Source organism: Microscilla marina ATCC 23134, assembly GCF_000169175.1.
Classification (GTDB): Bacteria; Bacteroidota; Bacteroidia; order Cytophagales; family Microscillaceae; genus Microscilla; species Microscilla marina.
This window is the reverse complement of record NZ_AAWS01000094.1, coordinates 1-12,705: the sequence shown is the minus strand read 5'-3', so window position 1 is coordinate 12,705 and position 12,705 is coordinate 1. Positions and strand designations below refer to the sequence as shown.

Below are 12,705 nucleotides of genomic sequence, written 5' to 3'. Positions count from 1 at the left end.
GCATATATCTTCAGCGTGTTCACTACGTTGGCGGTGCGTACCAAGGCTTTGCCTTCGGGCAAATATACTTCAATGGCCAATTGGTCGCGTTCTACCTGAGGAAACAACTGCTGAGACAAACCTGCTGCCAATACACCCCCCGCTACGATAGAGGCTACACCCAAGGCTACAGTAAGTGGTGGCGCACTAAAGGCTTTTTCGAGCGCCCAATCATAGCCTTTTTGCAAGTAATCCAGCATTCCAGCGCGTTTGGGTTGAGCATTGGTGGGTTGGTGAAAACCTTTTTTGATGAATACATAACACATATAAGGAACCAACAAACCCGCTACTAATAAGGATGATCCCAAGGCTACTGCAATGGTGATAGGGAATGATTGGATAAAATCGCCTGCGGTGCCTTTCAAGAAAAACATCAACGGAAAGTAAGAGGCAGCAATGGCCAAAGTAGCGGCAAACACAGGTAAAAACAGTTCAGAAGCACTTTTCCAGGCAGCATTCCAGGGGCTTTCGCCGTGGTCTAGCTTTTCCAAGTGGTTGTCAATGATCACAATAGAGTTATCTACTACCATCCCTAATACTACAATCAGTGCCGCCAACGAAACCGTGTGCAGCTCTATGCCCATAGAAGACAACACGCCCAGGGTAATTAAGATAGAAATAGGTATGGTGATACCTGCCACTGCTGACACTCTGAAAGGCAACAGCAACATAGTAACAATGATGACCGACAGTACCGCAATACCAAACTCTTTCATAAAATGCGAAATGGCATGGTGTACCACATTAGGCATATCGGCAATGCGCTCCATTTTTACATCTTTGGGTAGCTTTGCCTTGGCTTTTGCCAAAGCTTTGCTCACTTCGTCGCCAAACTGCACAATGTTGTTGCCGGGCTGCATTTCGAGCGAAAGCAACAACGATTTGCTGCCCTGATAGTTGATAAAAGAGTTGGGCGTTTTATAACGACGTTCTATCCGTGCCACATCTTTTAGGCGAATAAGGTTGCCTTGTGGGTCGGCATAAATAATCTGGTTGGCGAGGTCTTCTTCCGACTCATAGCGTGGGGGCAAGTGCAAAGGCATGCTCATATTGCCATTGTCCAGACTCCCCGAATAATTGACTGTACCCTCGGTGCGCAAAGCTGACAAAATAGTAATAGGCTTTACATTAAAGTTTTGCAGCTTTTCGGGCTGAATATGCACCAAGATTTGTTCTTTTTGCAAGCCAAAATGCTTCAGTTTCGATACACCTTCTATCTTTCGCAACTCGCTTTCTACCTTTTTCAGATAAGCCTCTAGTTCTTTATAAGTGCGTTTTTCGGAGGTAATCGTCAGCAATAATGCCGAGGTATCGCCAAAATCGTTGTTGGCAATCAAGGCAAGTACTTCAGGGGGTAATTGGCGTTTTACTTCGTTTAAGCCGTGGCGCAATTTTGACCAAAACACATCAGGATTTTTCACACCATCGCGTAGCTCTACAAACATAATCATCATTCCTTCCTTAGAAATAGAGTAAGTTTTGAGCTTGTTTACTTCCTGATAACCAAACAAATAATTTTCTACTTCGGTTGTGAGGCGTTCTTCTACCTGTTGCGACGAAGCTCCAGGGTATACTCCTACGACCAAGCCTTGACGGATGGTAAACTGGGGAAACTCTTGGCGAGGCATGTTAAAAAACGCATACCCACCCAAGCCCATCAACAACACAGTAATAATGAGGCTGATCTCTTTGTATTTCATTGCCGCCTCGATGAAGTTCATTCTACGGCGGGGGTTTATATTATCTTCTTTCATTGCTTAAAAATGGCTTTATTGCTCTATTGTTGTATGGTTCGCGAAGCAAGGCTAAAAATTTCAGTAAGTTGCTTATAGAGCAGCGTCAAACTTGAAGCACCGATATGCTTCGGTATCTAAGGACTTGAGGCTGTCGAAGCTATTGACTCCCGACTCCTAACTACCAACTATAGACTATTGAACACTTACCTTCGCGTGATCAGTCAGTTTATGTTTTCCTCTTACTACTACTTGCTGTCCCGTTTGCAGCCCTGCCAATACTTCTATTTGGTTTTGACGAAACAGCCCTACCTTCACGGCTTGCTTCTGGGCTTCCATTGTCTGGCGATTGACCACATACACATAGGTTTCTCCTTCTATATCGTTCGACACTGCCTGATAGGGTACTAATAATTTGGCCGCCTGACGTTGCGCCAACGATACTTGGCACATCATTCCAGGCTTTATTTCGTTTTGTACATTGGCAATGGCTATTTTCACATCATAAGTGCGCGAAATGGCGTTTGCCATCACTCCTATTTCGGTTACTGTACCCGCAAACACCTTGTCTTGCAAAGCCGATATTTTAATTTGAGCCTGTTGCCCGGTTTTTATCTGACTTATTTCGCCTTCGGGCACCGATACTTTTACCGAAAGTTGATGAAGTTGTACTAATTGTATCACAGGCGTACCTGGCAAAGCAGTCATACCAGGTTCCAGCATTTTTCTGCCAATGACCCCACTCACTGGTGCGTGTAAGTCACCATTGTTTAAATTGGTTTTGGCAAGTGCCACCGCAGCGTTTGCCTGCTCATAGCCAGTTTTTACCTCTACCCATTTCATTTCGGGCAAGCTGCCACTTTTATACATTGGCTTCAGGTTGTGGTAGGCGTGCTCGGCATGTTTTTGTTTGGCAAGTGCCAACTCATAGCCACTTTGTTGACTGTCTTGGCTCAGGCGGGCAAGCAATTGTCCTTTGCTTACACGTTGTCCTTCTTTTACATAAATATCTTTGACCAACCCAGGCATCAAAAAGCTCAACGGAATAGAGGTAGAAGGCTCAATAGTGCCGCTATAAGACAGGTTGCCTTCGGTTTTTGACAATGCCACTTTTGCTACAGTTACCTTAATGGGCAACTGCTGGGTTTTTACTTGTGCCTTTGCCAAACTGGTGTGTTGTTTTTTGGCACTGCATGCCCCTAACAATGATGCTGCTATAAGGGCAATTACATAAGTGTTTATATTTTTCATGTTTTAGTTTTTTAGTCAGGAGACGGGAGCTAATAGCCCCTGTAAGGAACTGGGTTTCACACCTTGTTCTAACAGTTTCTACTAATTCCACAGGTTGTTGATTTTTAGCGGTTTATAAAACCTCTACATGCTCACTGTCTCCTGTTTAGTGTTTTTAGACTATTTCAGTTTTTTGGTCGAAAATCAAATATACTTGTCCACATTAATAAGCAATGGAAATAGCTTTATTCTCCTATTTGCAAATTAGCGAATTGATGGCTGGTTATTATTTTTGGATGATTATTTTATAGTGGTAATATCCACGGTAGACTATTGCCTACAAAATTTTTAATTGCTCATGGATGACTTCCATCTACCGATTTTATAAATCATTAAAAATCAACACTTTATAAAATCGGGTAAGTTGCTTGTAGAGCAGCCTCAAACTTGAAGCTTGTTGCTAAAAGCTTGAGGCTGTAGGGGCTGTTGACTATTAGCTACTGCATCGCACAAAATATCAAGCACCATATCAAGTTGTTGGTCTATGTTGGTGTCTGCCAACCAAAGGAGCTCTATGAGCGAAGCCAAAGTAACTTGGGTCAGCCAATCGAGTTGCTGCAGGTTTACTTGAGTATTTGCCTGATTGAGATACAGGGTTTTGTACAAAATATCGCGCAATGACGCAGTGTTTACTTCATTGGGTATCAGACAACGCTCCTCATCCAACATTTTGAGGTAATGGGTGCATTGTGTTCTGAGCTGTAACTTTACTTTTTCCATTGATTTATTTTTTAGTCAGGAGCTTCTATAGTCTCAAGTCCTTAGATGCCGATACATATCGGTGCTTTTAGCGATAAGCTTCAAGCCTGCTGCCTATTTATAATACATTGATTTTTAGAAGTTTATAAAATATACAGATAGAAAATGGAAGCTTTTTGATTTGTTTCCCCACTTTCATCATTTCCTGATTAGCATTTTTAGACTATCTTGGTTTTTTGGTCGGTTGATAAATAAAAAATTTTGTGCAAAGCTAGTGAAAAAATTGAATTTATAGACCTTTTTGGTTTTTTGGTCTAATTTTTAACAAAACAAAGGGCGGCATCGCCCCTACTTGCCAAGTATAACACCAACTATTTGCGTCGCTTGATTCCGTGGTAAAACATGTCAATCATTTTACCCGCTTTATCTTCTAAGTTGGGGTGTTGTTCAAACAGTACCAAGTGGGTTTCTATGCCTTTCATAGCTGCCGACATTACTACCGCAAACCATTCTATGTCTTCTCTACTTAGTTCAATTTCATTGTTTTCAACCCCCTCAGTCAATATTTGAGTCAAAAAATCTAACTCAAAATGGTTGAACTTTTTACGCAGTTCATACATCATGCCCATTTGGTCTGACAACTCACTAAACACAATCTGATACAGATTTACCTTTTCTTTGAGCTTTTGCAAATGTGTGATACAATAAAGCTTTAGCCGGGTTTGCACATCGTTTGCCTGACTAGTCAGCTCCTTAAGCTCTTTGTGTAATTGTTCAGTTTCTTGTTTTACTACTGCCTCAAAAATCTCATCTTTGCTTTTGAAGTAATAGTACAACGTACTTTTACCCTTACCCGCAGCTTTGGCTATTTCTTCCATGGTGGTTTTTTTTAACCCATAACGTTGAAACAGCTTTTTGGCTTTTTGCAATATAAATTCTTGTATCTCTTCGTCTTTTTGCATCAGGTAGTAGGTTTTAGTTTTTAATCAGACTTATAGACCAACTTCGTATTATAGTCCAAAAGTACAACTTAGTTTTATATATACAAAACCTTTAGTGTATTTTTTATCTGTGTGTCTTGTGCTCTTGCCCAAAAAACCTCTAAAACTTGTATACTCATACAATCAAGCAGGCGCTGCTTATAGAACCATTGCTTCAGTAAGCGCAAAAATTTAATGATAAAGTCAAGCTTGTTCTACGGTTAGATCACTTTAGTAGTCTTACCAAGAATAAATTCAGAGCCAAAACGTAACTAATGACTTAATTTTCACGCTCTTTAGTTAAATCTTTTTACTTTCGGGCGAAATCTTTTAACTTTCGTCTCATATATAAATTTTGTCTAAATAAATTGCTGAACAAAATGCTTCCAATATTTGACTTGCATTGTGACTTATTGTCTTATTTGTCTGAAAACTCCCAAAGAACCCACAACGATGTTGAGATTGGGTGTGCTTTGCCTCACCTGCAACAAGGCAAGGTAAAAGTACAAACATTGGCAATTTATAGTCCTACTGCAGCCGGAAGCACCCAAATGGCCACCAGAGAATGTGCTATCTATCAACAGTTGTTAGAAAAACACAGCGATCAGTTTGCCCCAGCCCACACTTTAGAACAAATCAAAGCAGTTTTTAATGATGTATCGCGGGTGGGTATTGTGGCTTCTATTGAAAACGCTTCAGGGTTTTGCGAAGAAGAAGAACCTTTAGCACACGGTTTGGCTCGTTTAGACAAAATGTATGAGCAACTGGGCAGGGTACTATATATTAGCCTTACCCACCACCACGAAAACCGCTTTGGAGGTGGCAATAAAAGCGAAGCTGGGCTCAAAAAAGATGGCAAAGCCCTACTAGAGCACCTTGCCGAGCATCACCCCGAAACAGCCATTGACCTCTCGCACACCAGCGACGACCTGGCTTATGACATATTTAAGTTTATCGACCGTCAAAAGCTCAATTTGTCTGTGATTGCCAGCCACTCTAACTTTAGAACCATCTGGGACAATCCGCGCAACTTACCCGATGAGTATGTACAGGAAATAGTACAACGCGATGGCATTATAGGTATCAACTTTTTGCGGGCGTATATACACGACACCCAACCTGCCAAACTACTACACCATATTTTATATGGCATTAATCAACAAGCGCACCGCCATCTTGCCTATGGTGCCGATTTCTTTTTTACAGATGACCATCCCGACGAAAGTCGTAAGCCTTTCTTTTTTCCTGCCCACGAAAACTCCAGCAAATACCCTGAGGTTAACCAAGAATTACGTGATTATATCTCGCGCCAAGACATTGACGCCTTAAGCTATGGCAATGTCATGACGTTTTTGGAGAAGACATGGAAGTTTTAAGTAAAAGCGACAAGGTATGAGCAGCAAGTGACAAGTTTAGCATAGGCAGGTAAAACCTCTATCTCAATATTTTAGTTTAATTTACTGCAAATCAACACTTTAATTGATTAATGATCACTAGTTGCCTACTCGTAATTCGTAATTAAACTGTCTTACCGCAGGGTGACCTGAACAACGTTCACCCAAAACTTGAAAAACAACTTGTGGACAGACTTTGGGGTTAGCATGTGTTGGTCTGGCTGAAGCCTTAAGACCAACACGGGAGAGTTGTTTTTTGGGGTTGAATTATTTATCTCCGCGAAGGTCTTACCGCAGGGTGACCTGAACAACGCTCACCCAAAACTTGAAAAATAACTTGTATACAGACTTTGGGGTTAGCATGTGTTGGTCTGGCTAAAGCCTTAAGACCAACACGGGAAAGTTGTTTTTTCCCTCTCTATCTCCGCGAAGGTCTTACCGCAGGGTGACCTGAGCAACACTCACCCAAAACTTGAAAAATAACTTGTGGACAAACTTTGGGGTTAGCATGTGTTGGTCTGGCTAAAGCCTTAAGACCAACACGGGAAAGTTGTTTTTTTCCTCTCTATCTCCGCGAAGGTCTTACCGCAGGGTGACCTGAGCAACACTCACCCAAAACTTGAAAAATAACTTGTGGACAAACTTTGGGGTTAGCATGTGTTGGTCTGGCTAAAGCCTTAAGACCAACACGGGAAAGTTGTTTTTTCCCTCTCTATCTCCGCGAAGGTCTTACCGCAGGGTGACCTGAGCAACGTTCACCCAAAACCTGAAAAACAACTTGTATACAGGCTTTAGGGTTAGCATGTGTTGGTCTGGCTGAAGCCTTAAGACCAACACGGGAAAGTTGTTTTTTTCCTCTCTATCTCCGCGAAGGTCTTACCACAGGGTGACCTGAGCAACGTTCACCCAAAACTTGAAAAACAACTTGTGGACAAACTTTGGGGTTGGCAAGTGTTGGTCTGGCTAAAGCCTTAAGACCAATACGGGAAAGAAAAATTTGATTTTTAACACAGTTCTTGACAGGTTGGGCGCTGGTTTTTGTTTTCAGCCTCGCTTTGCGCTAATTCGTAATTGAAAATTCTTAATTAAATATAAGATCAATTCCCCCACCGTAACTTAAGTTTGTTCAAAGCGTCCTGCATTTCATCAGTACTATTTTTTTCTTCTACACTCAAAGGCTCAGCTGCCCGTTCTTTACAATCCAGGTTAGAGCAACGTTCACAAGCTACTCCCACTCGTCGGGTTGGAATTGCCTGATCGTTCCAAAACTTCACTTTGCGTTTAAACTCTTTGGTCATCAAAAAACCAATGGTCACACTACTGTTGGTATTGGGGGTAGGATTGATGGCACGCGCCAACGAAATACACAGGTATTCGTTTTCTGAATCTATATATTGCGAACGCTGGGCGCTGCAAATCACTCCACTGCTGGTTTTAGGCTTGTTCCCTATTTGGGCTTTTTCCAGGTCTTTGAGAATATTGATAGACACCCAACGACGGCAATAGTGTTCGTTGAGCATGTTGCCGTGTGGATTGTACAAACCCGCCAGGTGCAACTCTTTGTTCAACTCATACTCGTCGTTGTCGCGGGTGTGGTGAAACCGCAAAAAAAACAATTGCTTAAGTCCAAAAAAACGAGGTACCAAATTAGTGAGGCGGTGCAAAAACATTTCGGGCGATGCATCGTATTCGTCCAACAAGCCTAAAAATACGGATTCGTTCCAGGTACTTAAGGTAATTGCCCCTTTCAACTTGGTCACAAAGTGTTTGGCAGGCATCAACAAGGCGTTGGCAAAATAAGAAGCTTTGAAATTGTTCAGGATTTGCTCAAAAGAATCTACCTTAATGGTAGACGAAGTATAAAAACGGTTGCGGAGCTTTAGGTAATTGTAGCCCAACTCTTTGCCCAAAGTAAACAAAGTTTGGCTGGTAGCAAGGTTTGGGTTGAGCAACAACCTGCCTCCTCCCCTACCTTTAGGAATAAGCACTGAGCGTTGACTCTTTAGTATTGGGTACTCCAATATGCTCTCACGGTCTATTTCATACTGATACTTTTCTTTAAGCAATTGCTCTAAAGTGGCTACACTTAAGGGTAGGTCGCCAAGCTGATGCTCTTTGGCAAATTTTTCGGCTGCTTGCTCCAGGTCTTCAAAATAGTTTTCATGCATTTCCTGGTAAGAGCGCAATACTGAGAAATAGAAACGCTCTACGCTCATGTCGTAGTTTCGGGCTATTTCTATGAGGGTGCTTATAAAAGCACTCACCTTGGCAGGCGTGTTGGTAATCATGTCTATCAAGGTGCTCAACTCGATGCCAAAAATCTCTAAAGGCAAACTGGTGAGCATGTCAGATTGAATGAGTTCGGCAATAGGTGCCAGTTTTTTGCTTAGTTGCAAAGAAATCAACCAATCATAATCTACTTCAAGGGTTTGTGCCAACGTAGCTATTTTGTTGGGCTTAGGATACTTTTTTCCTTTTTCTATTTCGTTCAAATAAGAAATAGATATGCCAGTTGCTTTGGATACTTCAGCCAACGAAAGCTTCTTTTCAGTTCTCAATTGCTTGACCTTTACCCCAAAAATGAGTCTGATATTTTCTTCTTTAATCTTCAAAGGCGTATTCTTTTATTCTTTTGTTTTTAACGATTGGCAAACAACAAATGGTTATTGATTTTTTATCCAACCTCCTGATCGTTTGGTATATTAGGCTGTCTGCTTGTTTTTAATAATCTCCTAAAGAATAGGATTGTACAAATATAGCGAAACCTTTTATTAATACAGAAAGTATAAAAATTAAATATTTTCCACATTTAGCGAAATTTCGCTTGTTTTTTGTTTTCGCTTTTCTTTTCTTTGTACAACAGAAAACGAAAACCTTTTAACACTCCCATGCAAGAAACACTTATCGAAGGATTTAAAATAAAAGACGAAAAGATTCAAAAAAAGTATGCCGATATACTTACGCCGGAAGCCCAGGCTTTTTTGGTAAAGCTACACCGCACTTTTGAGAAACGCCGTCAAGCACTATTACAAGAACGTGAGCAACGTCAGCAAAAAATCAATCAAGGTGAAATGCCTGATTTTCTTGCTGCTACTCAAAGTGTGCGCGAGGGTGACTGGAAAGCTGCCGAGGTACCTGCCGAAATTCAAGATCGCCGTACTGAGATTACCGGCCCAGTAGACCGCAAGATGATTATCAATGCGTTAAACTCTGGCGCCAAGGTATTCATGGCCGACTTTGAAGACTCTAACTCGCCTACTCTTGACAACTGTTTGCAAGGGCAAGTAAACTTAAGAGATGCCATCAATCGCAAGATTGACTTTGTAAACGAAAAAGGAAAAGCTTATAAGCTAAAAGAAAAACACGCAGTATTGATGGTTCGCCCTCGTGGTTGGCATCTGGTAGATAAAAACGTGTTGATAGATGGGCAACCTGTGTCGGGTGGTTTGATGGATTTTGGACTGTATTTTTTCCACAACATTGCCACATTGCAAGCTAAAGGTTCGGGCATTTATTTTTACCTGCCTAAACTAGAGTCTCACCTGGAGGCGCGCCTCTGGAACGATGCCTTTGTGCTGGCTCAACAAGAATTAAAGGTTCCTCAGGGTACAATCAAAGCCACGGTATTGATTGAAACTATTCTGGCGGCTTTTGAAATGGATGAAATCATTTATGAGTTGCGCGAACACATGGCAGGACTCAATGCCGGACGCTGGGACTATATATTTAGTGCCATTAAGAAATTTATCCAGTATCCTGACCGAATTTTTCCTGACCGGATACAAGTAGGAATGACCACGCATTTTATGCGTTCTTATGCCAAATTATTGGTAAAAACCTGTCACAAACGTGGCGTACACGCAATGGGTGGTATGGCGGCTTTTATTCCTAGCCGTAAAGACGAAGAAGTCAATAAAAACGCTTTTGCCAAAGTAAAAGCGGATAAAGAACTAGAAGCTGAAACCGGTTTTGATGGTACTTGGGTGGCTCATCCTGATTTGGTTCCGGTAGCCCTGGAGGTGTTTACCAAAGAGTTGGGCGACCAGCCTAACCAAAAACACGAAACCAGAAGCCAGGAATATAACATCACTGCTGAAGACTTACTCAATTTTAACATTGAAGGTGGAAAAATCACCGAAGCAGGGCTAAGGCTCAACATCAATGTAGGGATTCTTTATATAGAATCGTGGCTCAATGGTGTAGGCGCAGCCGCTTTATACAACCTCATGGAAGATGCCGCTACTGCGGAGATTTCGCGCGCTCAGGTGTGGCAATGGATCCACAACGACGGGGTAAAACTTGACGATGGAAGAGAAGTAAACGTGAAACTATACAAAGAGGTGTTACCTTCTGAACTTGACAAAATAAAAGCTTATGTAGGCGAAGAACGCTACCAAAAAGGTCAATTTGAACTTGCCATCAAACTTTTTGATGAGCTGGTAACCAACGACCAATTTGAAGAATTCTTAACGCTGGAAGCTTATAAACATATTTCATAGTTGGTAGCTCCGACAGGAGCAAGCTTTAAGCGACAAGTCGCAAGTCTTTAGATGCCGATGAATATCGGTGTACTGGCTACTAATATAACCATTTAATTAAATCATTTAGAGTTGTGAGATGATAACCACTACTGACTATCGTCTACCAACTCCCAACTTATAAAACAAAAAAAGGCAAATAGCTGCCACTATCTGCCTTGGGTTATTTAAAAACGCAAATTATTATGACAAAGATTGATAAAATAAACGAAATAATCAAAGATTGGTCTACAAATCCACGCTGGAAAGGTATAGAACGACCTTATACTGCCGAAGAGGTAGTAAAACTACAGGGGTCTTACCGTATTGAGCACACCATTGCCAAATTGGGTGCTGAAACATTGTGGCGTAAAATGCAAAGCCAGGATTATGTAGCTGGTTTGGGTTGTTTAACTGGAAATCAAGCTGTACAGGCGGTACAGGCTGGCTTACAGGCGATCTATTTGAGTGGCTGGCAAGTGGCAGCTGATGCTAATCTTGCTGGCGAGATGTATCCTGACCAAAGCTTGTACCCTGCTGACAGCGTTCCTAAAGTAGTACAAAGAATTAACAACGCTTTGCTTAGAGCTGACCAGATTCAGTCGGTAGGCGAAGGAGAAGATAAAACAGAGTGGTTGGTGCCTATTATGGCCGACGCTGAAGCTGGTTTTGGTGGTAACCTAAACGCTTTTGAATTGATGAAAGCAATGATCAAGGCAGGTGCTGCCGGGGTTCACTTCGAAGACCAATTGTCATCGGCTAAAAAATGCGGCCACTTGGGAGGAAAGGTATTGGTACCTACTACCGAAGCTATCAACAAACTGGTAGCGGCTCGCCTTGCCAGTGATGTAATGGGTGTACCTACAGTATTGGTAGCACGTACTGACGCAGACGCGGCTCAACTACTTACCAGTGACATAGACCCAAGAGATCATAAATTTTTGACTGGTGAAAGAAGCCACGAAGGTTTCTTTCATGTAAAAAGCGGTATTGAGCAAGCCATTGATCGTGGTTTGTCTTATGCTCCTTACGCCGACCTTATTTGGATGGAAACTTCGCACCCAAGCATTGAAGAAGCCAAGCAATTTGCCGAAGCTATTCACGCCAAATACCCTGAGAAGATGCTGGCTTACAACTGTTCCCCTTCTTTTAACTGGGCTTCTAAGTTAAGCGATCAGGAGATGCTGGAATACCGTGAAAGCCTGGCTAAATTAGGCTACAAATTCCAATTTATTACACTGGCTGGTTTCCACGCGCTCAACACTAGCATGTTTGAGTTGGCAAGGGCTTATAAAGATCAAGGAATGTTGGGCTATTCTGCCTTACAACAAAGAGAATTTGCCTTACAGGCAGACGGTTTCAGTGCGGTAAAACACCAAGCTTTTGTTGGAACCGGATACTTTGATGCGGTGCAAAACACCGTAACTTCAGGACAGGCATCTACTGTTGCCCTCAAGGGTTCTACCGAAGAGGAGCAATTCTAGAAGTGAGCGACCTGTTCACTTCATAGTAGATGTGATTGTGTGTTTTTGTTGACTAAAAACCGTTCGGATGCTTTCCGGTCGGTTTTTTTGTTTGGCATAATACAAGGGTCTGATTTATTAAAGAAAGATCAAAAGCAGAAAATTCAAACCAGAGGGTTTGCACCCATAAAACAAGCTAAAACACAAACGTAGGGGCTACCCTTGGATCGCCCTAGACCACCAAAAATAAGGAAGAAAAATAATCAAAACGAGGCTTGATATAAATAGAAAATTCAAGCCAAACATGCCCAATTCATAAAACAACCCAAAATAAAGAAGAAAAATAATCAGAACGAGGCTTGATACACGATAGGGCGACCACAAGGGTAACCCCTACAAAGGTCATCTTAACAAATAGAAAATTCAATCGCGCAGTTTCGTATCCATAAAACAAGCCAAAACGCAAACGTAGGGGGTCACCTTAACAAATACAAAAAATAGAAAATTCAAACCAGAGGGTTTGCACCCATAAAACAAGCCAAAACGCAAACGTATGGGCTACCCCTTGGATCGCCCTAGACCACCAAAAA

General features: G+C 41.9%; 8 protein-coding genes. 3 read left to right on the top strand and 5 right to left on the bottom strand.

Annotated features, from left to right (window positions below):
• From M23134_RS36475 to M23134_RS36460, 4 genes are all read right to left on the bottom strand, one after another.
• The coding region (locus M23134_RS36475; RefSeq protein ID WP_002705879.1) for an efflux RND transporter permease subunit at nt 1-1,793 on the bottom strand (1,793 nt) is incomplete at its 3' end.
• 174 nt (nt 1,794-1,967) lie between these two features.
• On the bottom strand, nt 1,968-3,023 hold the full coding sequence (locus M23134_RS36470; protein WP_002705876.1) for an efflux RND transporter periplasmic adaptor subunit: 1,056 nt from the start codon (nt 3,021-3,023) through the stop codon (nt 1,968-1,970).
• A 420-nt stretch (nt 3,024-3,443) separates the two neighbouring features.
• Nucleotides 3,444-3,782 (bottom strand): hypothetical protein, encoded by a 339-nt coding sequence (locus M23134_RS36465; protein ID WP_002705874.1) that lies wholly within the window; start codon nt 3,780-3,782, stop codon nt 3,444-3,446.
• 350 nt (nt 3,783-4,132) lie between these two features.
• A complete protein-coding gene (locus M23134_RS36460; RefSeq protein WP_002705873.1) occupies nt 4,133-4,723 on the bottom strand; it encodes a TetR/AcrR family transcriptional regulator in 591 nt (196 codons plus the stop codon).
• Between the two features lie 398 nt (nt 4,724-5,121).
• Between M23134_RS36460 and M23134_RS36455 the strand changes: the two genes are divergently transcribed.
• Nucleotides 5,122-6,117, top strand: a complete 996-nt coding sequence (locus M23134_RS36455) for a dipeptidase (protein WP_002705871.1) — start codon at nt 5,122-5,124, stop codon at nt 6,115-6,117.
• A gap of 1,115 nt (nt 6,118-7,232) precedes the next feature.
• Here the strand turns inward: M23134_RS36455 and M23134_RS36450 are convergent.
• Nucleotides 7,233-8,747 (bottom strand): helix-turn-helix domain-containing protein, encoded by a 1,515-nt coding sequence (locus tag M23134_RS36450; protein ID WP_002705870.1) that lies wholly within the window; start codon nt 8,745-8,747, stop codon nt 7,233-7,235.
• Nucleotides 8,748-9,023: 276 nt separating this feature from the next.
• On the opposite strand from M23134_RS36450, the gene aceB reads away from it, so the two are divergent.
• A complete protein-coding gene (gene aceB / locus M23134_RS36445) occupies nt 9,024-10,634 on the top strand; it encodes a malate synthase A (protein ID WP_045115045.1) in 1,611 nt (536 codons plus the stop codon).
• Between the two features lie 224 nt (nt 10,635-10,858).
• Nucleotides 10,859-12,136: an isocitrate lyase gene (aceA, locus tag M23134_RS36440; RefSeq protein ID WP_002705868.1), complete on the top strand. Its 1,278-nt coding sequence runs from the start codon at nt 10,859-10,861 to the stop codon at nt 12,134-12,136.
• Nucleotides 12,137-12,705: the final 569 nt, after the last annotated feature.

Bases quoted from the DNA above. Each gene is read 5' to 3' on its own strand.
- M23134_RS36470 (WP_002705876.1), bottom strand. From the start codon at position 3,023: ATGAAAAATATAAACACTTATGTAATTGCCCTTATAGCAGCATCATTG.
- M23134_RS36455 (WP_002705871.1), top strand. From the start codon at position 5,122: ATGCTTCCAATATTTGACTTGCATTGTGACTTATTGTCTTATTTGTCT.
- aceB (WP_045115045.1), top strand. From the start codon at position 9,024: ATGCAAGAAACACTTATCGAAGGATTTAAAATAAAAGACGAAAAGATT.
- aceA (WP_002705868.1), top strand. From the start codon at position 10,859: ATGACAAAGATTGATAAAATAAACGAAATAATCAAAGATTGGTCTACA.
- M23134_RS36460 (WP_002705873.1), bottom strand. From the start codon at position 4,723: ATGCAAAAAGACGAAGAGATACAAGAATTTATATTGCAAAAAGCCAAA.
- M23134_RS36465 (WP_002705874.1), bottom strand. From the start codon at position 3,782: ATGGAAAAAGTAAAGTTACAGCTCAGAACACAATGCACCCATTACCTC.